Below are 26,800 nucleotides of genomic sequence, written 5' to 3'. Positions count from 1 at the left end.
GCGAGTGGAGCATGAAGATGGCGACCAAGACGACCGAGCGCGAAGACAACCAGGACGTCGCTGAACCGCAAGCCGACGGCCCGTTGCTCGATCTGACGGATGGCGCCGTCAAGCGCATGATCAAGGTCGCGAAGAAGCGCGGCTATGTGACCTATGACGAATTGAACGAGGTTCTGCCGTCGGAGGAATTCACCTCCGACCAGATCGAGGACGTTTACGCCCAGCTGTCCGAACTCGGCATCAATGTGATCGAGTCCGAGGAAGCGGAAGAGGGAACGCCCGAGAGCGAAAGCAGCGAAGAGGAAGAATCGGAAGGCGGCGACCTCGTCGAGGCTGCGCGCTCCGTTCCCGCCAAGGTCGAGAAGGCGAGCGAGCCGGCGGAACGCACGGATGATCCCGTGCGCATGTATCTTCGCGAGATGGGCTCGGTCGAGCTGCTGTCGCGCGAGGGCGAAATCGCCATCGCCAAGCGCATCGAGGCAGGCCGCGAGGCGATGATCGCCGGCTTGTGCGAGAGCCCGCTGACCTTCCAGGCCATTATCATCTGGCGCGACGAGCTCATGGAGGGCAAGGTCCTCCTGCGCGACATCATCGACCTCGAAGCGACCTATGCCGGCCCCGATGGCAAGGCGAGCCCCCAGCCGGAGAGCGGCGAGGACGCGCCGGAGGCGATGCTCGCCGAGGAGCCGCCGCTGCCCGACAGCGACATGGACGACGACGACCTCGAGAACAACGTCTCGCTGTCGGCCATGGAAGCGGAGCTGAAGCCGAAGGTCCTCGCCACCTTCGATGCGGTCGCGGAGAACTACAAGAAGCTGCGCCGCCTGCAGGACCAGGACATCGAGAACCGGCTGCAGAACCTGAAGCTCTCGCCCTCCCAGGAGCGCAAGTACAAGAAGCTCAAGGAAGACATCATCGTCGATGTCAAGTCGCTGTCGCTCAACCAGAATCGCATCGATTCGCTGGTCGAGCAGCTCTATGACATCAACAAGCGCCTGATCGGCCTCGAAGGCCGGCTGATGCGCCTGTCCGAGAGCTATGGCGTGGCGCGCGAGGACTTCCTCAAGCAGCACCAGGGCTCGGAGCTCGATCCCAAATGGATCCTGCGCGTCTCCAAGCTCGGCACGCGCGGGTGGCGCGAGTTCGTGGCGAACGAGAAGGATCGCATCCGCGAGTTCCGCCAGGAAATCCAGACGCTCGCCTCCGAGACCGGGCTCGAGATTCTCGAGTTCCGCAAGATCGTCTCGATGGTGCAGAAGGGCGAGAAGGAAGCCCGCCAGGCGAAGAAGGAAATGATCGAGGCCAATCTCCGCCTCGTGATCTCCATCGCCAAAAAATACACGAACCGCGGACTGCAGTTCCTGGACCTCATCCAGGAGGGCAACATCGGCCTCATGAAGGCGGTCGACAAGTTCGAGTATCGGCGCGGCTACAAGTTCTCGACCTATGCCACGTGGTGGATCCGCCAGGCGATCACGCGCTCGATCGCCGACCAGGCGCGGACCATCCGCATTCCCGTGCATATGATCGAGACGATCAACAAGATCGTGCGCACCTCGCGCCAGATGCTGCACGAGATCGGCCGTGAACCGACGCCGGAGGAACTGGCCGAGAAGCTCGCCATGCCGCTCGAGAAAGTGCGCAAGGTGCTGAAGATCGCCAAGGAGCCGATCTCCCTGGAGACGCCGATCGGCGACGAGGAGGATTCGCATCTCGGCGACTTCATCGAGGACAAGAACGCCATCCTGCCGATCGATGCGGCGATCCAGTCGAACCTGCGCGAGACCACGACGCGGGTGCTCGCCTCGCTCACGCCGCGCGAGGAGCGTGTGCTGCGCATGCGCTTCGGCATCGGCATGAACACTGATCACACGCTGGAAGAGGTCGGCCAGCAGTTTTCGGTGACGCGCGAGCGCATTCGCCAGATCGAGGCGAAGGCCCTGCGCAAGCTCAAGCACCCGTCCCGCTCGCGGAAGCTCAGGAGCTTCCTCGACAACTGAGAGCTTGGCGCTCCTGAATCGAATGGGCTCTGGGATGCCGATCGGCATTCTCAGGGCCTTAGGATGATCCGGATTGCGCTACGCGCGTCGAGGTTTTCGGCGCGATGGGAGCGGCTTCAGGTCACTGGCGGTATTGAGCGATCGCCATCGGCCATGGCAGCGGAGTGTGTCATGTCTTTCTTCAAGTCGCTTTTCTCACGCCGCCCTGCAGAGGAGCCGGCTGCGCCCAAAACGGTCAAGACGCTCGACCACAACGGCTTCCACATCCGCGCCGAGCCGTTTCTGGCCGAGGGCCAATATCAGACCGCCGGAGTGATCGAGAAGGAAATCGACGGCGTGCGCAAGGAACATCGTTTCATTCGCGCTGATCGGTTCAGCTCGCTTGAGGAGACGGCCGAGTTTTCCCTCACGAAGGGCCGGCAGATCGTCGACGAGCAGGGCGACCGCCTCTTCAAATAGCGGCTTTTCATCGCCCGCCGGATTTCCCATCGAGCAATCTCGCCTGTCGTAGGACTTGACGGCCAAGTCCCCGATTCGTTCCCTGGCGCGGTTCCTGTTACCTTGACGGCTTAGATCGGTGAGAACATAATGAGAACATCAATGGATGACTCTCGTTCCGCCGCGATTGGCGACAGGTCGCGTTTGTCGCCCGTCGATGGATTGCAGTTTCGGAAAGGCATGCACAAATGAATGTGCGCATGACCGGAGATCCTCCGCTGACCGAAGCCGATATGACGCTGATGAGCGCGGCACCCGCCGTTGCGCCGGCGTCTGGTCCGGCTGTCGGATCGAACGAGCGGACGCTCGGCGACGCGAACTGGGCGGCGGTTGCGCTCGAGAAGTCGCTGAAGGGCTTATCGCCGGAAGCGCTGCGGTCGATGATCACCATCCGGGACTGGCTGCTGACCGAGGCGCGGGAAAAGAAAGACCAGGATTCGTTGCTCGCCACGCTTGCCGAGCAGCTCAATGCGGCTGGCGTGCTGATCGATCGTGCATCGATGACGATGGTGACCCTGCACACCGAGCATTCCGCGGTCACGAGCCTGTGGCTCAAGGGGGGCACCAGTGAGCGGCGTGCCTTTCCCTATTCCGGCATGGCGGATGATACCTATGAGCGTAGCCCCTTCTACCACGTCCACCAGACAAAAAGGCCGCTGCTGCTCGATCTGCGGGAGACGCCGGACGAGCGCTTCGGAATTGTCCCGGAGCTGAAGGCTGCGGGCTATGTCGGCTATGCCTGCTTTCCGGTGTTCTTCACCAATGGTGACGAAAACGGCGTGTCTTTCGCGACGCAATCGCCGGAAGGGTTCTCGAAATCGGATATGTCGCTGCTCGAAGGCATCGTGCCGGCGCTGGCGGCCGCCATGGAAATCCGTGCCGGTTATGCGACGCTCGACCAGATCCTGAGGGTCTATATCGGCGACGAGCCCCACCAGCGGGTTCTCTCCGGCGACGTCAGGCGGGGGCAGGTCAGCCGCATCCGCTCGGCCATTCTCTTCGCCGACATGCGTAACTACACGCGGCTCACGTCGAATATGCATCCGGAGGACGTGGTCAGCCTCCTCAATATCTATTTCGATTGCCTCGTGCCGCCGATCGAGGCGGAGGGCGGCGAGGTGCTCAAATATCTCGGCGACGGGTTGCTCGCCATCTTCCGCGACCGCGGCGACGATACGGGCGCGGCGGCGCAGTCGGCACTTTCGGCGGCGCTCGATGCGCTGGCACGGATCGATGCGGCGAATGCAAGTGGGGTCGCCGGCGTGCCGCTGCAGGCCGGCATCGCCCTGCATCACGGCGAGGCGGCCTATGGCAATGTCGGCTCCGGCCAGCGGCTCGATTTCACGGTCGTCGGCCGCGACGTCAATCTGACGAGCCGCATCGCCGGGCTCAACAAGGTGCTCGGGGAGCCGCTGCTTTTGTCGCGCGCCTTCGTCGAGCATCTCTGGGCCGATCCGCGCAGCCTCGGGCTCTATACGCTCGACGGTCTCGACGGCTCGTTCGAGATCTATTCGCCCTAAGCCCGCGGCGTCTCGCCGAGGCGGCGGCGATTAACCATCAGCAGCACTCTCCGGTCGCGGTTGTTTCCATTCGAGAACCTGAAGTTTACGCTCGGGCGCTAGCCTGACCGTTGCAGGGGCTTATCGGGGACGATCGATGATCGAGCAGCCATCGGCCGGGCCGCGCCCGTCGCGCCGGGGCGCGGCTTTTCGACGTGTGCGGACATTCGGCCGGGCGCGTGACGGCAATGTCGCGCTGTGGTTCGCCTTGATGCTGCTGCCTCTGTTGCTGGCCGTGGGGGCCGCTATCGATTACGCGCGCGCCGCGACCCTGCGTGCCAAGCTGCAGCAGGCGACGGACGCCGCCATTCTCGCGGTCGCACCGCTTGCGGGGCAGAAAACTGATGCCGAGCTCAAGGCGCTCGCCGAGAGCTATCTTCGCTCCGCCATGAAAGAGGCGCTCGACACGATGGGCGGGCGGGACGCGCATGTCGAATCCATCGTGGTCACCAGCGATCGCGGCGACGTGACCATCACGAGTTCGGCCGTCTACGATCCCGTGTTCATGAATATCGGCGCGCTAAGGCAGCAGACGATCACGCTAGGCACGCTGTCGCGCAGCCTCGCTTCGGACGTGAACTATGAGATCGCCCTCGTCATCGACAATTCCGGCTCCATGGGCAACAAGGCCGGATCGGGATGGAGAGCGCCGACCAAGATGGCGGCGACCAAGACGGCGGCGCTCAGTCTGATCGATGCCATGTTTTCGACGACGTCCGGCGCAAGCCGCACGCGGATATCGCTGGTGCCGTTCAATCTCAGCGTCGAGGTCGGGACTGAATATGCCCGCTATCCCTGGACCGATACGGAGGGCAAGTCGTCAATTCACTGGGATGGCATAACCTTTGAGAAGCCGGTCAATCCGCCCGCCAAACAACCGGGCTGGCCGCCGAAATCGCGCTTCGATCTGTTCGACGAGCTGAAGCGTGGAAACGCGAGCTACGGTTGGGGCGGGTGTTTCGAAATGCGGCCGGGTGATTGGGGCGTAAACGACCTACCGCCGACGACGGCGGACTATGACAGCTTTTTCGTGCCGCAGTTCGCGCCGGACGAGCCTGATGCCAATAATGGTGATGATTACATATTCGGATCGGGACGGCGCAAGACGACCTGGCGTTATCCCAATAGCTATTTGGATGACAATTCGAATTCGGCCTGCAGTGACGAAGAGACCGGTGCGGGTGATTATGTCAAGGCGCAGACGAAGCTCTGCAAGTACAAATATAAGCAGAAATTTACAACACCGCAGTTGGATGACGGTGGTCCGAATTATATGTGCAACGTGCAGCCGCTGACCCGGCTGACGAGTGACAAAGACGCCATCGAGACCAAGATCAACCAGATGGTGGCCGACGGCACTACCAATCTCGTCGAGGGCTTCATGTGGGGTTGGCGGACCATTTCACCGAACGCGCCCTTCACCGATGGACAGCCCTATCAAACGCGCAACAACCGCAAGGTCATCATTTTCATGACGGACGGCATGAATGTGTGGTCAACGGCGAAGCAGGTAAACGAGGACGCCAGGGACAATCATGATAAATCGCAATATTCGCCGTTCGGATACTATATAAGCAATCGGCTGACCGCGAACGACGAGCGGATCAGCAACGCGACCGAGGCGGCCGAGGCCATGGACGCTAAGACGCTGGAGGCCTGCACCAATGCCAAGGCGGCCGGCATTCTCGTCTATACGGTGGGCTTCGACACGGGCTCGGACATCACCGAGCAAGGCCGGCAACTTCTCAAGGACTGCGCCTCCCCGGACCCCAGCGGCACGCAGAAGCTCGCCTATATCGCCACCAACAGCGGCGACATCATCAAAGTCTTCAACGACATCGCCCACCAGCTCGGCGCTCTGCGGCTCGCCCAATAGGTGGTAGGGCGGGCGTGGCTCGCCCGTCCTCCCACTCGGGGCTGCTTTTCGGCTCGTCCGTTAGCAGGGGCAGCGATGCGTCACGACGTCGCCGACTTCAGGATGCAAAAGCCAATTGGTCGACGGCAAAGCACGTGCGAGCTTAGCCTGAGCAATTGGAGCCGCCGCAAGCTATGTGAATTCCGCAGGACTGACGGTTGAAATGGTGCATTGCACTGGAACGTTGTGCGATGCACTATGTCCGTAAATCGATCGCCCTTCGGAGTGAGATCAGTGCCTGTCAGAACGAAGCTTCCGCCGCGCATCTTGCGCCCTCGGCATGAGCCGCCGACCATCCGCGAGGCTCTGGAGGCGGCTGCCGGGCTCACGGACGAGGTCGCTGACCAGATCGCCATTGCGGCATCCCTGATGGGATGCAGCGAAGAAGAGGTGCGCCAAGAGCGGTCGAAGCTCGACTTGGCGAAGCCTCAAGTGAGGCCGCGGCTGCGTCTTGCCACCGGCACTGTCACCTCGTCCACCCGGCGCCCCGTCATCGTGGAGCGTGTGCGCCCGCGCTTCGTCATGCGCTAGGCTCCCGGCCGCTTTCTTCGTTCAATAGGTCACGGTGACGACCACCGTGTCGGAATAGGTGCCAGGCCCCGGCGTCGTCTGGGCCGGCACGCGCCCGTAAACCGGCACATCGGTCGCGAGGCCCGTCCCGGTCGCAGCCTCCGTCGTGATCCCCAGGTTATCTCCCCAGGGCAGGGAGCGTGCGGTGTCTTGAAAAAGGCCGTAGCTCACGGTGGCCCCGCCCGGCCCGGTCATCTTACGAGCATTGGCGACATTGGCATTGGCGCCGGCCCCATTGCCCGCGCCGAGGCTGATGGTGAGCGGCGTACTGCTTGTACAGGTCACGGAAAGACGGCCGGCGGCATCCACCGCGGCGGCGAGCGCCCCTCGCGTGCCGAAGTTGACATCCTGCGTGACCGCCAACAGACAATTCTTGTTCACGGTGGTTTGCACCTGAAAGCTCGGGCCGGTCGAGTTCCGTGTCAACAGGGGACTGTCGCATCCGGTCAGCGCACTGACGGCGCCGTATTTGATCTGGGTGTTCAGCGTGGATGAATAGGTGCCGGTCGGAAGCGTCTGCTGCCCACCGAGCAGGCGCGCGTAGACGGTTCGCGTTGTCGATGTGCTACCAAGAATGACGGCGACGATGCCTATGCCGGGGACGGATCCGAGCGCCGGATTCGTGAGGGAGCCCCATGGCTGGCTGCGTGCCGCGTCCTGGTAGAGCTGGTAGGATGCCGTGCCGCCGCCGCCCTGGCGCTGCATGAAGCGGGCCGTTGAGCCATTGGCGCCCCCGGACCCTGCATCGATGCTGACGCAGATCTGCATCAGGCCGAGGAGGCCGCTGCAGGTGACAGTCAAGGTGGCGGTCGTGTCGATCGGAGCGCCGGCCAGCACGTCGGCGCCGCCAGTCCCGCCGAATTGTATCGGAGAGGTGATCGCAGCGCCGCAGGTCTGAGCCTCTGCGGCGCGCAGAAGCGCGAGCAGCACGAATAGGGCGATCGCGGCTCGCATCATGGAACGGCCTCCATCTCGCGACAGACGACATCGCGCAGCTGGACCTGCGTGCCCGGCGTCGGATTATAGGCGAATTCCGCCTGGCACGTCTTTCCGTCGAGGGTGGTGATCATGGCGGTATTGGCGGCACCGAGCCCACGGATATAGGCCTCACCGTCATAGCCGACGACGAAGGGCTCGCTCGTCCCGTCCAGCCGGCCGGATGAGCCGGCCGGCACATAGTCGCCGCTTGGTCCGCGGAAGCTGACGAGCGCTGCCTGCGTTCCCCCTGAGGCTCCAAAATCGACGACGACGCCACTGCGCTCGGCGGGCACGATCTTGCGGTTCGTCTCCGGTAAGTCCACGTCCACGGGCAGATCCGTCGGATCGAGCGTGATCTCGTTCGGTTGCCAGGATTGAAGCGAGGGCACCAGGAGGCGGCCCGACCGGTCGGTCGTGCCGACCGGTCGGTTTTCGCTATAGACGGTTACGCCGGGCACGCCGGCATCGACCACGGCAAAGGCATCGTCGATGCGGTTGGCAAAGAATACGCCGCCGCCTAGGACGGCGATTGCTCCATCGGCCTGCGCGGTCACCTGCGATACACCATTGAATTGTTGGACGCCGGCCTGCACTTGCGCAAAAGGCGTGCGATAGCTGACGGCGGCGGCCCGCTGCCGGATGCCGCCTTCGGCATCGCGAATGCGCCAGCCATAATCGCCCACATCAGGTCCCTGCATCCTGACAGCGTCCGCTGTCAGCGAAAGGCCCTCGGGCGTGGACTGCACGCCGGCGGTGGCCGAGATCTTCGGGCCGAGCGGAAGGTTCAAGCTGGCGAACAGCCCGTAGCTCCCCTTGTTGTCCAAGTCCTTGTAGCCGTTGATGGTGAGAGTGCCGCGCCAGGCGACCGCCCGGCTGTAGGAAGCGCCGACGATCCGGTAGTGCTGATCGCCGGGGTAACGGATGCGGCCGTAGTTCACGTTGAAATAGGACGCGTTATCGCCGAGCGGGATGGAGATCGACAGCTGATCGAGCGCCTGCGGCGGCTTGCTGCTCGCGAGGGGAAAGATAAAGTCGCCGATCCGTCCGATCCTGGCGGTTACGGACGCAATATCTTCGTAGTGACCGAAGGTGCGCTGAGAATTGGCATAGACACGCAAGCCGAATAGCGCGAATTCGATGGCAGCCGAAAGCTGGCCGCCCCATTGGTCGCGGTAGCGGCTGCCCGCGAGCGCCGCCGAGCCCACGCCGAAGGATCCGAGGCCGAAGACGGCGCCAAGGCCGCCATTGCCAAGGCCGGCACCGAGTTCGGTATGGCCTTCCACGGTCAAGTCGTTCGTCAGGCCGTGTCGTGCCGTGGCGGAGCCGACCACATGGCGATCATAGGCATCGGAGAAGGTGCCGTAGAAGTTGCGGGGATAGCCGGCCTCCAGGGAGAAGTCCGCAAGACCTTCCGCCAGAAGCCGCGGCGAGGAATAGAACGGCACTTCGGTGACCACCTCGCGCCCAAGCGCATCGCGCACGATAATGCGCGCCTGACCCGGGCCGGTCGCAAGCGGCAGGCCGGTGACCTGAAAGGGGCCGGCATCGACCTGCTCGGATAGGGTGCGCGCGTTGTTGGCATAGATCTCCACCGTCGAAGGCACGGCCGCGCTGCCGGAGAGTTCCGGCAGGGGCGCCGTTACGAGATCTGGCCGCAGCCCGAAGTTGCGCTCGACCTGGAGGCCGCCGAGCCGGATCGGTCGGGTCCAGCTGAGGCCGCCAGAAATGACGTCGCCGGCCTGGTAGGTAATGAGCGACCTTGGATCCGAATAGGTCCAGCGCGTATCGAGACGCACGAGATTGGGCATGAAGTCCGAATGGGTCGTGCGTGCTGTGAAGGACTGGATGATCGTGCCGAAGGGCGAGAACAGGCGTCCGTCGAATGTTCCCGCCACCCCTTGATAGGACGGGATGGAGAAGAAGCTTTCGTTCTGGAAATTGGCGAAGAGCGTGTAGTTGAGCACGGCGCCATAGGCACTCTGGCCCTTGGGTGCGTCATCCTGCGCCGGCCGGGCGTTGAGCACATGCGGGGCGCGCGCATCGTTGGGTGCCGTGAAGCGCATGGCCTGGGCGGCTTCGTCGTATTGATAGGTCACTCCTGGCAGCCGCTCGAGACGTATGCGGCCGGTGGTGTCCCGGGCGGCATCCCTCGGCACAAGCCCGACCTCCTGCAGCTCTTGCTCCTCTATGGAAAACCCGCCGTCGCTCTCATGGCGGAAAGCGCCGATGAGGTGGGTGGTCGCGCCGTTGATGAAAACCTCGAGCTGGAGGTCGAGGACCGGTCGGGCCGCCTGTACGCTGCTCAGACTGCTGCTCGGCGCTTCCGAGCTCTGCTGGACATCTCCTGCATCGTGGGGCGTGGCGCTCGCACCGGCGCCTCGTGTTGGCGTGGGAAGAAGCAAGCCGCTACCGAGAACAAACACCGCAACGACGATCGACGTCGGTCGAAGCCTAGTTGCTTCTGCCGATTGTCGCCCTGGCACGGACGGGCCCGGAGTCGCTCGTCGCGATAATTTCGATGGGACCTCGATAGGCGCCGGCGCGCCGCAAGGGTAACGTCCAGCGCATTGTCGAGTGGCCGAGCACATAGCCCAGAAGCCCATCGTTGCGCGCAAGGAGTTGTCCATTCCACGATACCGTAAGAGCGGAAATCCTGAGCCGGCGATCCCCCGCGTTCTGCGCGGTGAGGACGAGGCTTCTTCCTCGGAGCGTCGCCGACCAGGACACGGACGGGGGAGCGGCGCTCGCGCCCGAGAAGAAGATCGGGATGGACTGGCGCATGAGGAGCGTCACGACCCCCGGCCGGCGGGCCGTGGGATCGGGCAATTCGTCCACGAGAACGCGGTAGCTCGCCTCGCCTTTGATCGGCGCCTTCGATACGCGTACCAGGCGAAGCGCGTAATCGGCCTTCGAGCGAAGGGCGGCGAGGGGCGGGCTCGCCACCACCTCGTCCGTCTGCTCGAGACGTTCGGTGCCGTTACTTTGCACCCAGCGGAAAACGCGCGCCTGGATATTGAGCGGCGCCTGGCTATCGTTGCGCAGGCTGAGTGTGGCAGCCGCCGCACTGGTCGGCAGGTCAACGATGACGGGGCTCACCCGCAGCGAGGATGCCTGCGCAGCCCCGCCCGCCGCCAGCCAAAAGAGAGCGATTGCCGCGAAGGCGCTCCTGCGCACCATGGAGATAAGCCTCAATAGGTTAGCGTGACGACGACGGTGTCGTTGTAGGTGCCGGCTTGCGGTGTGGTCTGGCTCGGCACCTTGCCGTAGACCGGGATCGCAACGGCACTGCCGGTTCCGGTGCCGCTGAAGAGATTGGTGCTGGTATCGCCCCAGGGGTCACTCAAGGCGCTATCCTTGTACAATCCATAGGAAACCGTGTCGGTGCCGCTCGCCAGGGTCATGAACCGGCCATCGGCCGTAGCGGCGCTGGCGCCTGCTCCGGATCCGGCACCGAGGCCTAAAGTATAGCTTTGATTATTGGTGCACTGTACGGAGATGCTGCCCTGCGCCGTCTGGTCCGCGCTGAGCACACCATGGCTGCCAAAATTTACGTCGGTGATCGTTCCCAACAAGCATTCGCTGGTAATCGTAATCGTTACCTGAAGATCTCCAGTTGCCGTTGCTGCAGTTGCAGCACCCGGGCAAGTGGCAATGCCCGCGAGGAGCATTACAGCGAAGGACCTGAAGCCGGTCAGGCGCCAATCGGCTCGGGAGCACTTGGTGACAAGCGCTCGCCATTGAATATCGGCCATGTGTAGATTTCCCCAGATCGCGGCTGCGAATCACATGATTAAGACGCTAGACGACTATGCTATAATACGTCAATATATTGTATATAATGTTAACAAAACACTGTTCATGCGAATTGAGAGCAAGGCGGGCATTGGGCGCCGAGAGCGCGAAACCTGGTATTATTAAGGATAGTTGCGGCTTGAGCATTAGGCTGGGGTACTTGCGCTCCGGCGCAAGTCACTACAGGATTAACCATTATCGTGCCGGCCGCGTGGCAATATCTGCCGACGTGCAGTCACGCAACGCCTGCCGGCAGAATCGTCACCTGGAACGGCAAGAAGTGGTAAGGGTGTCGGACCGCTGTCGGCCCGAAAACTGATCGACAGCGTCTAATCAGCTAGCGCGTGCCGTCATTATTATTGTATGGCAAGCGAGGGAAGCCGCGTCCAATCGTCCGGCTGGGCGAGGCCAGCGCGGGTGTCCAGCCGGAGCGTCGATGTGCGGGTATTCGACAGAAGCCGGAGGCGGCCACGCGGACGCGCCTCCTGGAATGGCAAAGCCGCTGAGCGCCCATGTGGCGCTCGCCGGCTCATCTAGCGATTACCGGCAGACGCGGCGCGGTCCATAGGGCGTCATGCGTGTCCAGCAGCGATGATGGCCGACATAACGGCGCGGCGGCGCATAATGCCGAGCCCGGGGCGGAGCGCCGTGCCACCGGCGCGGCGGGTGGTCATAGCCGCGGCTGTGGGGAGGCGGGCCGCGATGCCAGCCGGGTGCGGGCTGGGCGCTTGCCGTGAACGTGCCGGCGACGATGAAGGCGGCGGCGAGCAACAGTTTTTTCAAAGCTCAACTCCTCTGAGCGGGGATAGGTAAACGGTTACGCCACCGCATGGTTCCGATATACCTGCTTCATTGCGCAGCACAGGCTTGAGATCGGCCGCAAACAGCCAAGCTCATTCGTTCGGTAGGACGGCCTGACGCCTTCAGGCGTAGGCCGGGCCGTGGCCCGGCTAGAGATGTGCATATCCCCGCTGTCTGTGCCATCCTCATCGGGAGATGGCACGGCTCACTTCCGCGCCGTGCCCGAATGCCTTTATGCGTCGGCGTCTAGGACCTGTATGTCCGGCTAACATGCGAGCGGCGGGGGCCGCCAAAGGGGCGAACGGCACGCGCCGCCGTGGCATCAGCGCTACACTGTCCAAATCATGTTTTTCTCGTGGTTACAAAGGGTTCATTCTATTGCGCATATTCCGCATCTAAAGTAATGATGCGTGCATACGAATCAGTCTTGGGCGGGGCGGGGCCTGTAAATCGTTAATCTAATCTTCCGTTGCGGCGGAGGCAGATCGCTGCCTCGGCTGGTGGCGTCTTGTCGCCGAAATACATCTCAGGAGACATTTGGATGAAGCGTGGCGATCTTTCCGCCGGGGGGGCGATTCGTCGAAATGGAGCTGCCAGTCGAAGGCGGGACGGTATAAGTCTCGCGATAGCGCTCGAGCCTCGCTTGATGTACGACGCGGCAGGCGGAGCGACCGCGGCTGCCGTTGCGCATAAGACGGACGCGCCGCCGGCCATGGCCGAGGCGCGTGCCCCAGATCATGCCGCGACGGATCCATCGAACCACGCCTCTGCCAATTCCGGGCCGGAGCATGCCCAGGCGTCGGTTGCCGATGTCGGTCCCTTCGGCAGCAAGGGGGAGGCGCAACTCGCCGCATCCGCCCGATCGGATGTGGCGGCGCCGATCACCGAGATCGTCTTCGTCGATGGCCGTCTGCCCGATCTTCCGCAGCTCGCGCCACGGCCCGGCGTCGAGGTCGTGGTGCTTGATCCGACCAAGGACGGCATTTCGCAGGTCTCCGAGGCGCTCGCCGGGCATGACCATCTGGCTGCTGTGCATTTCGTCGGCCATGGTGAAAGCGGCGAGTTCACGCTCGGGGCCACGCGCATCGATGCGGCAACCCTGGCGACGCGAGCCGGGGATATCGCTGGCTGGAGCAGTGCTCTCGGGCAGAACGCCGATATCATGATCTGGGGCTGCGATGTTGCGGACCAGCCCGCCGGTCAAGCGCTGATGAGCGGGCTCGCGTCGCTGACCGGTGCCGATGTCGCCGCCTCCACCGATCTCACGGGCTCTGCCCAACGCGACGGCGACTGGGCTCTCGAAGCGTCCACCGGCTCTATCGAAACGGCGGCCCCGTTCGAGGCTTCGTCGCTCGCGGCCTGGGATCATCTCCTCGATCCGCCCGCGATCACCAAGTCCGGCGGGGACACCCTGAACGTCGCCGAGCCTAGCGCTCTCAATGCCGCCGGCGCCGATCGCGCGTCGCTTGCGGCTTGGCAATTCGAGAGCACGGCGGGCGGTAATGTTACCGTCACCGCGGTCCTCGGTGACGCGTCCATCGGCAGCTTGTCGAGCACGGCAGGCGGTTCGGCGGTCGCCGGCGGCTGGACTTTCACCGGCACGCTCGCGGAAGCGAATGCCTGGCTCGACGGTCTCGTCTTTACGGCGGCGGATGTGGAGCGCGGCACGGGTTCGGGCAAGACCGCCATTTCGCTGACCATCACCGATGCCGATGGCGGCAGCGCGAGCAAGTCCATTGCGGTCGAGGTGACGCCGTCCAACGATCCGACGACGATCGCCGATCAGACGGCGAATGTGTCGGAGGGCGGCACCATTGCCATCGGCGCCTCGGTCTTGGCGCCGATGGACCCCGAGCTCGCCCAAGGCGCGCAGATTGCCAGCCAGATTGTCTATCGCGTGACGGACGATCCGGACTTCGGCTATCTGATGCTCAGCGGGCAGCGGATCGGCGTGAATTCCATCTTCACGCAGCAGGACGTGATCGACGGCAAGCTGGTCTACGTTCACACGGCCACAGGAGCCGATCAGAATACGGCCGACGGCTTCAGCGTTCTGGTCAATGACGGCGCTACGCCGCAAGCCAATTCGGACAGCGCCCGGATCACGCTGAACGTCACGCCGGTGAATCAGGCACCCACGGTTTCCGGCAGCGGGGCCGTCTATGAAGGCCAACCGGCGAATGCGACGGCGGGCGGCGTGCCGCAATCGATCGTCGGCTCCTTCATAACGGCCGATGGCGGCGGGGACCCGGGTGATGCGGCCCTGCATGTCCAGCTGACCGCGCTGCCGGGCAACGGCGCTCTCTTTTTCACCGGCACGGCGGTGGTCGGCGGCGTCTCGCAGACCTTCACCAATCACCAGATCACCGCGGCGGATATCGCCGCCGGCTTCATCTTCGACTATGCGGCGCGTGACGGCCTCACCTATGCGAACGACGGCGTCGACGGCCCCGGCGGGCGTCCACCGAACGACAGCTTCGGTGTGAAGATCATCGATGGTGGCGGCGGATCGGGGACCCCGGCTTCGACCGACGGTACGATCCAGCTCACGATCCGGCCGGTGAACGATGATCCGCTCTGGGTCGAGGGTAGCACGCGGACGGCAACGGTTCCCCAACCGACGGGCGACACGGCGACCGACTACAAGGTGACGCTGACCACGGCGATGCTCAACGTCACCGACGTTGATTCACCGGACCAGAATATCACCTTCGTGGTGAACTCGACGTCCGGCCTCGACCAGGGCAGGCTCGTCTTCACCGACACGAGCGGTAACTCCTCCTTCATCCCCCAGGGCGGGACCTTCACCCTCGCGGATGTCAAGGCCGGCCGCGTGCAATATTGGCAGCTCTCGGGCGCCGCTCCTGGCCAAACGGACCAATTCACCTTCCAGGTGGTCGACAACGCGACCGCGCCCCATTGGGATGCGGACGGCACCCAGTTCGAGCGCCTGGGGGGCGTCTATACCAACCTGACGTCGTCCGGCACGCTGCGCAATTTCGACTTCACGATCGATCTCGCCGATACGCCGAACGGGACGGGCGGCGGGCTTCCCGACCTCAATCCGGTCGTCGGGCAGGCGACCTCGACCTATGCCGGAACGAACCCGAATAACGGTGCGACGCTCGGTGAGCTCACCGAAGGCGGAACGGTTACCCTGACCAACGGAAGCGGCAACCAGCCCGGCTTGAACTATACCGTGCAGGGCGTCGACCCCTCACAGATCGTCTATACGATCCTCGGCTTCGACGGCGCCGGTGCGCAATGGAACGGCCAGCTGCAGAAGTTGGTCGATAGCGCTTGGGTCGATCTGGGCCTTTACGACACCTTCACGCAGGCCGATCTCAATGCCGAATTGGTCCGCTTCCGGCACGACGGGGGCGAGGACTTCGAATCGAGCGTCAGGCTCCAGGCCTCTGCGGGCATCTTGGTGAGCGACGGGCAAGGCGGCCTCACCGCCGACAAGTGGGATACCTCCTTCTCCTTCTATATCACGCCCGTGAACGATGCGCCGGTCGCCGTAGGATCGAGCGACACGGTGATCAATGAAGGCGACACGGTCGCCATCACCACCGATTTCCTGAACTTTAGCGATGCCGACGACGCGCAGAGTGAAAACTATCTCGAAGGAACGGCGACGCTGCCCGGCGGCGGCGGTAACAATTATGCCGTCAATCACGACGAATCCAATCCGCTGACCTTCACGGTCACATCCCTGCCGCAGCACGGGAAGCTGCAATATCGTGACGGCAGCGGCGTCTGGCAGGACGTGACAGCTGGGATGAGCATCGACACGTCCTGGATCACGGGCGATGCCGCGACCACGCGCCTGCGCTATGTGCACGACGGCGGAGAAGACCGCGCCGACGGTTTCGTCGTGCAGGCGACAGACCGCTGGGGAGCGACGTCGAACGTGGCCAACGTCGACTTCGCGATCACCAATGTCAACGATCCGCCGCAGATCGCCCAAAATCCAACCGCCACGGATCCGACGGGCATCCTGCCTGGCACCACGACGCCCGGCACGGGCGTCAACGAGCCGCTGACCATCGTCGGGGAAGGCAGCTTCGCCCAGATCACCGCGGCCATGCTGCAGGCGATTGACCCGGACAGCTCGGCGGACCAGGTGCAATACCGCATCACATCCGCTCCGGCGCATGGACGCATTGCCTATTCCGTCGATGGCGTGAATTTCGTGACGATCGGCGTCGGCTCGGCCTTCACGCAGGCCGATGTCACCGCCGGTCGCATCTACTATCTGAGCAATGGCGACGAGCCGTCCGGCCGCACCTATCCCGCGGCACCGGACGACACATTCGTCTTCACGCTCGCCGACGGCGCGGCCGAGCAGGCCGGTCGCGAATTCTGGATCTATACGAAGCCTGTCAATGACGCACCGGTCGTGCAGGCTCCCTCGGGCCCGGTCGATGTGACCGATACGTCTACGGACGTCCCGGGCTTCAGCGTCTCGGATCCCGATCTGACCTCGATCATATCGGGCGCCGAGACGGACTTCCTGCAGGTCGTGGTGCGCCTCACCCATGAGGATGGCACCGCATTCAGCGCGGCCGACTACGCCGCGCTGGGCGGCGTCGAGATCGACGTGGCGGCTAGCGGCGCGACCACCGACGGCAATCATGACGGCTCCAACGACTATCTCGTCCTGCGCGGTACCCGCACCGAAATCAATACGGCGCTCGCTGGCCTGAAGGTGGCCTTCAACGGTGACCGCGACGAGGTTTATCAGGTCGAAGTCATCGCCGACGACCGGCTGCGCGATGCGTCGGGCAATCTCATCGATCAGGACCCGGCCGCGGGCGTCCAGCCCTGGGCCAACGGGGGCACGCAGAACCAATCGGAAACGGTTTCGACCGGCTCGCCCGAAGCTATTTCCGGCCAGGACAACTTCGACTGGTATGCCGACGCAGTCCCGACGACGGGTGCGCTTGTCGGCAATATCGCGGCAGCGTCCGTCACCCTGCGCGCCTCCACCGTCAACGACCCCGCCACGCTGACCAGCGGGAGCGGCGAAGCGACGGTCAATGAAGATCAGGCGACCTTCATCGGCGACCAGATCAACTTCACCATCACCGACCCCGAATCCCAAGCCTTCGATACGCCCGTCACGGTGACACTGACCATTCCCAGCGGAACCCTGGACGTGGGCAGCGATACCGGTGCGGTTACCGTCGCTGGGGCGGGCACCGGAACGCTCGTTCTCACCGGCACGGCGGCCGATGTACAGCAACTGCTCAATGAGCATCTCACCTATAAGAGCGCGGCCAACGTCAATGACGATCTCAACGGCGCCGCGGCCGGGGACGTCACGCTCACCGTCTCCTTCGACGACACCGGTTCCAATATCGGCAGCGGCGAGGCGGCGAATAATCCGACCAATATCGAGATCGGCGTCACGATCACGCCGGTGAACGACGCCCCGACGGTTTCCGCAGGATCCGGCACCGTCATCATGGACGGGCCGACGCCGGTGCCCGGCTTCTCGGTCGGCGACATCGATCTCAGCGGCGACGGGGCAGCGGCGCCGGCCAATGGCGAGACCGACTTCGTTCAGGTCACGGTGCGCATCACGGACGAGGCGGGCAATCCGCTGGTGCAGGGTCTATATGCGGATGTGACGATCTCGTCGGCGAGCGCACCGGCTCAGGACGGCACTTTCCGCGTCGACGGCACCTATGACGGTACGGGAAGCGCGCTCGTCATCCGCGGGACGCGTGAACAGGTCAACGACTATCTCGCGGGCCTGCAGGTGCAGTTCGACGGCAGCCTCGCCAATAGCGATCAACATTACCGCGTCGAGGTGATCGCCGACGATCGCGTTCGCGACATCGATACAGGCGCGCTCGCCGGCAATGACGCCAATGGCGGGATGAACGACAACGGCGGATCTGGCACGACCCCGGTTCCGGCCGCGGCTATCGACCCGTATCAGGCGGTGCCCGGCGACCTCGATGCCAATGTCGCGGTGAATTCGCGCGATGTCTTCCCGACCGGCGCCAACGATCCCGCGCATATCGATGTGAGCGGGGCCAACCACAGCCCCGAGGGTTCGACCGTCCAGCTCGGCGGCATCCAGGTGTCCGACAGTGACGCACTGAGTGATACGCTGACCGCGACGGTCACCTTGCCGAGCGGCTTTACCATCTCGTCCGTCAATGGGTCGACGAGCGACAATCCCGGTCAGGTCACCGGCATCGGCACGGGCACGGTGACCATCACCGGGTCGCTCGATGAGATCAATGCGGCCCTGAACAGCATAATCATCAAGCTCCCCGATCCGAATGGCGTTCCGACGGAAACCGACTGGAACGGGCAGTTCGACGTCACCATCACGGTCAACGACGATGGCTACAACGGCGGCCGGCCGGGCAGCCTGCTTGGCGACAGCAACGACCCCGGTTCGAATCCCGGCGACTTCGACTATGCGGATGAAACGAGCGCCGCGCTCATTACAACGCGGACCTTCACCGTCACCGTCGATCCGGTGAACGACGCGCCGGTGGTCGCCGGCGATGGGAGCGAGGTTCTGGAGACGACGCCGGAAGATACCGCCAATCCCACCGGCAGGACCGTCAGTGAGCTGTTTGGTGGCCAGTTCGGCGACCCCGTAGATGCCATCGACGGCGGGTCGAGTTCCAATGCCTTCGCCGGCGTTGCCGTGACCGGCCTGACGCTCAATCCAGCCCAAGGCGCGTGGCAATATTTCAACGGAACCACCTGGGTAAATATAGGCGCGCGCAGCGCCTCCAATGCGCTCGTGCTGGGCGCCGACACGCTCGTGCGCTTTTTGCCTGCCGCGGATTTCCACGGCACGCCGAACACGATGACGGTCGTGCTCGTCGACGACAGCGACGGCGGCGATGGCTCGGCCGTTCCGGCTGCCGGGGATCAGGTCAATCTGAACGGTGCCGGCGCGACGGGCGGGACGACCCGCTACAGCGCCGGAACGGTGACGCTGTCGACCGCCGTCAGCAATGTCAACGACCGCCCGACGGTGGCCGACGGGGTTCTGCCCAGCGGGACCGAGGACGTCACCACGTCCGCGGGCAGCACGGTCGGTGACCTTTTCGGCAGCGGCTATAGCGACGCGACGGACAACAAGTCCGCGATCACCGGCGGCGGCAATGCCGCAACGGCGTTCGGCGGCATCGCCATTGTCGGCAATGCCTCTACCGCGGCGCAGGGCAGTTGGGAGTATTCGCTCGACAACGGCGATACCTGGAACGCCATTTCCGGCTCGGTCAGCGACACGGCGGCGCTTCTGCTTCCCACCGATGCGAAGCTGCGCTTCGTCCCGGCGGGCAATTTCAACGGCGATCCCGGCGGCCTCACCATCCGGGCAGCCGACACCGCGGTCAACTTCGCCGACGGTGCCGATATATCCGGAACGGTCGGCAACCAGACGAGCACCTGGTCTGTCACGCATTCCCTGATCACGGCGATCAATCCGCTGAATGATGCCCCGGTTCTCGGCGGCACGGCGACCAATCCGACCGCTTCCGAGAGTGGCACGTCGGGGATCGGCACGGACACGGTGAACCTCGTGAACACCGGCACCGTGGCCCTTTCGGACCTCGATCTCACCACCACGCCGGGCCTCAATTCTCAAGTCTTCGGCGCGGGGCGGGTCACGGTCAACCTGACCAATTATCAGGCGGGGGATGTGCTCTCCGTCCAGGGCGGGCTGCCGGCGGGCGTCACTGTCAGTGCCGGTACCGACGGCACACTGACCATCACCCTCGACGCCGACACCACGCTCGCCGAGGTGCAGGGCCTCATCGAGCGGATCACCTACCACAGCACGAGCGACGACCCGACGAGCGGCGGAACAGCGACGACCCGCGGCTACTCGATCGTCGTCAATGATGGAAACAACCTCCAGGGTGGCGGCAATGCGGGTGGGCCTGCCCTGCCGTCGAATGCGATCACCGGGACGATCACGATCAATGCCGCGAACGATCCCCCGGCGGCGGTCGACGACATCAACAGCGTCACGGAAGACACGCCCTCGGCCACCGGCAATGTAATTGCAGGCGGCGTCGGTGGCGCAGGGCGTGATACCGATCCGGATTCGTCGAATCTCGTCGTGATCGGCGTGACCTTCGAAAGCAATGGCCAGGGTGTCGGCACGCGCTTCGCGACAGAGCACGGCTGGCTGACACTGAGTGCCGACGGCACCTATACCTATGAGCTCGACAATACCGATCCGGCGGTGAATGCGCTGAAGACGGGCGACACACTGCAGGAGGTGGTCGGCTACACGATCAGCGATGGGACGGGCGGCACGGCGACGGCCACGCTGACCATCACCATTCAGGGCCGGACGGATGGTCCTCCGACCGTGGCGCCGGTCGACGGCAATAGCAGCGCGACGGGTGAGGCCGAGGTGCACGAGCACGGCCTGACCGATCCATCCGACACGACCGAGACGACCACCGGCTCTATCGCCGTCACGGCGGCGGATGGTCTCGCCTCGATCACGGTGGGTGGACGGACGGTGACGCTCGCCGAATTGAACGGATTGTCGACCACGCCTGTCACGATCGACACCGGCGAGGGCACGCTGACGCTCACCGGCTTTACGCCGGGTACGACAGTCGGTGGCGTGCCGACCGCCGGCACGCTCACCTACAGCTATGAGTTGAAGACGACCCAGGGCCAGCCTGGGGCGATCGACAGTACCGATCCGATCGCGCTGACCGTGACTGATGCCGGTGGCGGCACGAGCAATGGTACGCTCACCGTGCGCATCGTCGACGATGTGCCGGTGGCGACGAACGATGCTGCGGAGATCACCGAAGACCAGTCGCCGACGGTGAACGGTAATGTGGTCGGCAGCGGCGGCTCCCTGGACGTGGCGGACAGCCTCGGCGCCGATGGTGCGGCGGCGGGCGGCGCCGTCACGGGCGTCAGCTTCGATGGCAATACGCAGGCGCTTGGCACGGGCTTCGACACGGCCTATGGGCATCTGACGCTGAATGCCGACGGCAGCTACAGCTATGTGCTCGACAACAGCAATGCGGCGGTCAATGCGCTGAAGACGGGGGGAACGCTGCAGGAGGTGGTCACCTACACGATCACCGACGGTGACGGCGACACCTCGACCGCGACGCTGACCATCACAGTCCGGGGCAATACGGACAGTCCTCCGACAGTCGTGCCGGTCGACGGCAATGGCAGCGCGACAGGTGAGGCCGAGGTGCATGAGCACGGCCTGACGGATCCGTCGGACGGCAGTCAGACGACGACAGGCTCGATCGCTGTCACGGCGGCGGATGGCCTGCAATCGATCACGGTGGGCGGCACGACGGTGACGCTCGCCGAGTTGAACGGTCTTTCGACCACGCCTGTCGTGATCGACACCGGCGAGGGCACGTTGACGCTGACCGGCTTCACTCCGGGCGCGATGGTCGGCGGCGTGCCGACCGACGGCACGCTCATCTACAGCTATGAGCTGAAGACGGCGCAGAACCAGCCGGGTGCGATCGACAGCAGCGATCCGATCGCGCTGACGGTGACCGATGCCGGCGCCGGCACGAGCAATGGCACGCTCACCGTGCGCATCGTCGACGATGTTCCGGTGGCGACGAATGATGCCGCGGAAATCACCGAAGACCAGGCCTCGAACACGGTCAGCGGCAATGTCGTCGCCAATGGCGGACCGCAGGACGTGGCGGACAGCCTCGGTGCCGATGGCGCCGCGGCTGGCGGCGCCGTCACCGGCGTGAGCTTCGGCGGGGCGCCGCGGACCGTGGGGACGGTGTTCAACACCGCTTTTGGCCAGCTGACGCTCAATGCTGATGGTAGCTACAGCTATGTGCTCGACAACGGCAATGCAGCTGTCAATGCGCTGAAGGCAGGCGAGACGCTGCAGGAGGCGGTCACCTACGCAATCACGGACGGTGACGGCGACGCGTCAGCGGCAACACTGACCATCACCATTCGCGGAACCACCGATGGCGATCCGGCCATCGTGCCGGCCGACGGCAATGGCGGGGCGACGGGTGAGGCCGAGGTGCATGAGCACGGCCTGACGGATCCGTCGGACGGCAGTCAGACCACGACAGGCTCGATCGCTGTCACGGCGGCGGATGGCCTGCAATCGATCACGGTGGGCGGCACGACGGTGACGCTCGCCGAGCTGAACAGGTTGTCGACCACGCCCGTGGTGATCGATACCAGCGAAGGCACGCTGACGCTGATCGGCTTCACGCCAGGCACGATGGTCGGCGGGGTGCCGACCGATGGCACGCTCACCTACAGCTATGAGCTGAAGACGGCGCAGAACCAGCCGGGTACGATCGACAGCAGCGATCCGATCGCACTAACGGTGACTGACGCGGGCGGCGGCACGAGCAACGGCACGCTCACCGTGCGCATCATCGACGACGCTCCGACGGCGACGAACGATGTGGCGGCAGTTACCGAGGATACGACCTCGGTGACCGGCAATGTGGTCGCCAGTGGTGGGCCGCAGGACGTGGCAGACAGTCTCGGTGCGGATGGGGCGGCGATCGGCGGAGCGGTCACCGGCGTCAGCTTCGATGGCGACACCCAGGCGGTCGGCACGGGCTTCGACATGGCCTATGGCCAGCTGACGCTGAATGCCGACGGCAGCTACAGCTATGTGCTCGACAACAGCAATGCGGCGGTCAATGCCCTGAAAGAGGGTGACAGTCTGCAGGAGGTCGTCAGCTACACCATCACCGACAGCGACGGCGAGACCTCGACGGCGACGCTGACCATCACCATTCAGGGTCGGACGGACGGTCCCCCGACCGTGGCGCCGGTCGACGGCAATGGGGGCGCGACGGGTGAGGCCGAGGTGCACGAGCACGGCCTGACCGATCCATCCGACACGACCGAGACGACGACCGGCTCGATTGCGATCACGGCGGCGGATGGTCTCGAGTCGATCACGGTGGGCGGCACAACGGTGACGCTCGCCGAGTTGAATAGGCTGTCGACAACGCCCGTGGTGATCGATACCGGCGAAGGCACGCTGACGCTCACCGGCTTCACGCCAGGCACGATGGTCGGCGGCGTGCCGACCGACGGCACGCTCATCTACAGCTATGAGCTGAAGACGGCGCAGAACCAGCCGGGTGCGACCGACAGCATCGACCCGATCGCGCTGACGGTGACCGATGCGGGCGGCGGCACGAGTGCCGGCACGCTCACGGTGCGCATCATCGACGACGCTCCGATGGCGACGAACGATGTGGCGGCAGTTACCGAGGATACGACCTCGGTAACCGGCAATGTGGTCGACAACGACAGCCCTGGCGCCGATGGACTCGCAATCAGCCCGGTCACGGGCGTGCACTTCGGCACGACCGACCAGACGGTCGGCTCGGGCTTCGACATGGCCTATGGCCAGCTGACGCTGAATGCCGACGGCAGCTACAGCTATGTGCTCGACAACAGCAATGCGGCGGTCAATGCCCTGAAAGAGGGCGACAGTCTGCAGGAGATCGTCAGCTACACCATCACCGACAGCGACGGCGAGACCTCGACGGCGACGCTGACCATCACCATTCGCGGAACCACCGATGGCGGTCCAGCGATTGTGCCGGTCGACGGTAATGGCGGGGCCACCGGTGAAGCCGAGGTGCACGAGCCAGGCCTCACAGATCCATCCGACACGCGCGAGACGACCACCGGCACGATTGCGATCACGGCGGCGGACGGTGTCGCGTCGATTACTGTAGGCGGCACGACGGTGACGCTCGCTGAATTGAACGGTCTTTCGACCACGCCTGTCGTGATCGATACCGGCGAGGGCAGGCTGACGCTGACCGGCTTCACTCCGGGCACGATGGTCGGCGACGTGCCGACCGACGGCACGCTCACCTACAGCTATGAGCTGAAGACGGCGCAGAACCAGCCGGGTGCGATCGACAGCAGCGATCCGATCGCGCTGACGGTGACCGATGCCGGCGGCGGCACGAGCAATGGCACGCTCACCGTGCGCATCGTCGACGATGTTCCGGTGGCGACCAATGACGCGGTGGAGATTACCGAAGATCAGGTGTCGACGGTCAACGGCAATGTGGTTGCCGGTGGTGGACCGCAGGATGTGGCGGACAGCCTCGGTGCCGATGGCGCAGTGGCTGGCGGAGCGGTCACCGGCGTGAGCTTCGGCGGGACGGTCCAAGCGGTGGGAACTGTCTTCGACACGGCCTATGGGCATCTGACGCTCAATGCCGACGGCAGCTACACCTACGAGCTCGACAACGGCAATGCGGCGGTCAATGCGCTGAAGGCAGGCGAGACGCTGCAGGAGGCGGTCACCTACACGATCACCGACGGTGACGGCGACACGTCAGCGGCAACACTGACCATCACCATTCGCGGAACCACCGATGGCGGTCCTGCCATCGTGCCGGTCGACGGCAATGGCGGCGCGACGGGTGAGGCCGAGGTGCACGAGCATGGCCTGACGGATCCGTCGGACGGCAGCCAAACGACGACAGGCTCGATCGCCATCACGGTGCCCGACGGGCTTACCTCGATCACAGTCGACGGCACGACGGTGACGCTTGCCGAACTGAACGGTCTTTCGACCACGCCCGTCGTGATCGACACCGGCGAGGGCATGTTGACGCTGACCGGCTTCACGCCGGGCGCGATCGTCGGTGGCGTGCCGATCGAGGGCACGCTTACCTACAGCTATGTGCTGAAGACGGCGCAGGACCAGCCCAATGCGACCGACAGCAGTGATCCGATCACCCTGACGGTGACGGACGCCGGCGGCGGCACGAGCAACGGCACGCTCGCCGTGCGCATCATCGACGATGTTCCGGTAGCGACCAACGACAACGCCGAGATCGACGAGGGCACGGCCACGGTCACCGGCAATGTCGTCGCCAGTGGCGGGCAGGGTGACGTGCCGGATGATCTGGGGGCGGACGGCGCGGCGGCCGGCGGGGCGGTCACCGGCGTGAGCTTCGGCGGTACGGCTCATCAGGTGGGAACCGTCTTCGATACGGCCTATGGCCATCTGACGCTGAATGCCGACGGGAGCTACAGCTACGCGCTCAACAGCGGCAATCCGACCGTCGATGCACTGAAAGCGGGTGACACGCTGAAGGAGGTGGTCACCTACACGATCACCGACGCCGACGGCGAAACCTCGACGGCGACACTCACGCTCACCATCCGGGGCACGAACGACACGCCGACCGTTGTCACCGGCGGGGAACTGATCGACAGATCCAATATCGATGCCGAATTGATTGGCCCCGTCGATGTGACAGGCGGCTTCACCGACGTCGATATCGGTGACAAGCTCAGCTATGCGGCAGCGGGTCTGCCGCCCGGGCTCGTGCTCGATCCGCAGACGGGCATCGTCACCGGCATCCTCGATCGATCGGCGTCGCAGGGCGGACCGAACCAGGACGGCGTCTATGTCGTGACGGTCACCGCCACGGACGCGCAGGGTGCCTCCGTTGCCCAGACCTTCCGGTGGGTGGTGTCGAACCCGCCGCCGGTGGCGGAGAACGATGCCAATGTCACCGACGCGAATAGCACGGTCGGTGGCAACCTGATCATCGGCGCCGGTCCGGGGCTCGGCCGGGATAGCGATCCAGACCGTGACACCCTGACGGTGAAGGCGCTCGACGGCGAGCCGGTGTCCTCGGACGGAACGAGCGTTCGCGGCTCGCATGGCGGGACATTCACGATCAGGCCCGACGGCACCTATATTTTCGACCCGGGCAGCGATTTCCAGAGCCTCGGGCTAGGTGAAACCGCAACCACGGCCGTGACCTATACGATCGTCGACGTGGACGGTGCGACGGCCACGGCGACCTTGACCATTACGGTCAATGGGCAGTCCGGGAGCAACGTTGCCGCCTTCATGAACCTGCCGGGCTACGACCGCTGGGGGCTCATGTCGCAGTGGAGCAAATGGGCCGATCAGGACGTCTCGATCGACACGGTCGAAGATCTCGAGGGCGAGCACGTCTATCGCTACACCCAAGTGACGGAGGGCATCACGCAGCGGCTCCTGTTCCGGTATTCGGGCCAGGTCTCGCTCGGCGACCTCGATTACGAGGCGGGCCTCGGCCGCAATCAGCAGCTGCCGTGGTGGATCTCCTTCGACCGATCGACGCAGGTGGTCACCGCCATTCCGGACGAAAGTGTCGAGCCCGGCATCTATGAAGTGCGTGTAGTCGCGCGCGATGCTGCGCGCCATGAGGCGGAGTCGATCCTCACCATCCAGGTCGGGCGCGATGAGGCGAAGGTCCTCGAAGAGATCAAGTCGCGGGCTGAGGGCGGTCCGGGCATCCTGCGGCACCTGTCGCCGCCGCCGTCCGGAGATAGTCAGCCTCCAGCAACCGAGCAGCCGACCGGCAACGGTCAGGCGAAGCCGGCACAAGAAACGGAGAGGTCGCATGTCGAGCAACCGGCCTCCGCCGCGACCGGTAAATCGACTGAAGCTAAAGATCGAGTTCAAACCGACCAGGGGGGTGGTCAGAATGCATCCTTATCCAAGACATTGCACGGTTCCGGGGCGACGGGGCGGATGATCGAGGCCGCTCGTTTCCTCGAGGCGCTCGCTGTCGACGACCAGCCTCGTCACTAACGCCGTTCCGGCTCTTCATTACCCTTTTACGTGAGGCAACATTCATGCACCTGCGGATGCTCACTGCTGCCGCTTGCCT

General features: G+C 64.4%; 11 protein-coding genes. 6 read left to right on the top strand and 5 right to left on the bottom strand.

All coding sequences use genetic code 11. The annotated features are described in order from the left end of the window. Positions 1–17 precede the first annotated feature (17 nt). The 5 genes from rpoD to ACFQU1_RS06930 all read left to right on the top strand — a co-directional run bounded on the left by rpoD (position 18) and on the right by ACFQU1_RS06930 (position 6,503). Entirely contained in the window at positions 18–2,000 is a 1,983-nt protein-coding gene (rpoD, locus tag ACFQU1_RS06950; RefSeq protein WP_378130691.1) for an RNA polymerase sigma factor RpoD, read from the top strand. Positions 2,001–2,063: 63 nt separating this feature from the next. After that, complete coding sequence (locus ACFQU1_RS06945; protein ID WP_378130689.1) at positions 2,064–2,459, top strand: HlyU family transcriptional regulator; 396 nt, start codon at positions 2,064–2,066, stop codon at positions 2,457–2,459. Between the two features lie 239 nt (positions 2,460–2,698). Continuing rightward, positions 2,699–4,018, top strand: a complete 1,320-nt coding sequence (locus ACFQU1_RS06940; protein WP_378130687.1) for an adenylate/guanylate cyclase domain-containing protein — start codon at positions 2,699–2,701, stop codon at positions 4,016–4,018. Between the two features lie 136 nt (positions 4,019–4,154). After that, positions 4,155–5,933, top strand: a complete 1,779-nt coding sequence (locus ACFQU1_RS06935; RefSeq protein ID WP_378130684.1) for a pilus assembly protein TadG-related protein — start codon at positions 4,155–4,157, stop codon at positions 5,931–5,933. Positions 5,934–6,206: 273 nt separating this feature from the next. Further along, entirely contained in the window at positions 6,207–6,503 is a 297-nt protein-coding gene (locus ACFQU1_RS06930) for a hypothetical protein (RefSeq protein WP_378130682.1), read from the top strand. 21 nt (positions 6,504–6,524) lie between these two features. Here ACFQU1_RS06930 and ACFQU1_RS06925 read toward each other — a convergent pair whose 3' ends face one another. The 5 genes from ACFQU1_RS06925 to ACFQU1_RS06905 all read right to left on the bottom strand — a co-directional run bounded on the left by ACFQU1_RS06925 (position 6,525) and on the right by ACFQU1_RS06905 (position 12,095). Further along, complete coding sequence (locus tag ACFQU1_RS06925) at positions 6,525–7,499, bottom strand: spore coat protein U domain-containing protein (RefSeq protein ID WP_378130680.1); 975 nt, start codon at positions 7,497–7,499, stop codon at positions 6,525–6,527. Continuing rightward, positions 7,496–9,922, bottom strand: coding sequence for a fimbria/pilus outer membrane usher protein (locus tag ACFQU1_RS06920; RefSeq protein ID WP_378130678.1), 2,427 nt, complete (start codon positions 9,920–9,922; stop codon positions 7,496–7,498). The genes ACFQU1_RS06925 and ACFQU1_RS06920 overlap by 4 nt, the downstream gene beginning before the upstream one ends. Positions 9,923–9,971: 49 nt before the next feature. Beyond that, entirely contained in the window at positions 9,972–10,697 is a 726-nt protein-coding gene (locus ACFQU1_RS06915; protein WP_378130676.1) for a molecular chaperone, read from the bottom strand. Between the two features lie 11 nt (positions 10,698–10,708). Further along, positions 10,709–11,272, bottom strand: a complete 564-nt coding sequence (locus tag ACFQU1_RS06910; protein WP_378130674.1) for a spore coat U domain-containing protein — start codon at positions 11,270–11,272, stop codon at positions 10,709–10,711. A gap of 580 nt (positions 11,273–11,852) precedes the next feature. Then, positions 11,853–12,095 (bottom strand): hypothetical protein, encoded by a 243-nt coding sequence (locus ACFQU1_RS06905; RefSeq protein ID WP_378130671.1) that lies wholly within the window; start codon positions 12,093–12,095, stop codon positions 11,853–11,855. A gap of 664 nt (positions 12,096–12,759) precedes the next feature. Between ACFQU1_RS06905 and ACFQU1_RS06900 the strand changes: the two genes are divergently transcribed. After that, positions 12,760–26,721: a VCBS domain-containing protein gene (locus ACFQU1_RS06900; RefSeq protein ID WP_378130669.1), complete on the top strand. Its 13,962-nt coding sequence runs from the start codon at positions 12,760–12,762 to the stop codon at positions 26,719–26,721. Positions 26,722–26,800 lie beyond the last annotated feature (79 nt).

Source organism: Chelatococcus sp. GCM10030263 (assembly GCF_042666455.1).
In the GTDB taxonomy this organism is placed as follows: domain Bacteria; phylum Pseudomonadota; class Alphaproteobacteria; order Rhizobiales; family Beijerinckiaceae; genus Chelatococcus.
This window is presented reverse-complemented; position numbering and strand designations above follow the sequence as displayed.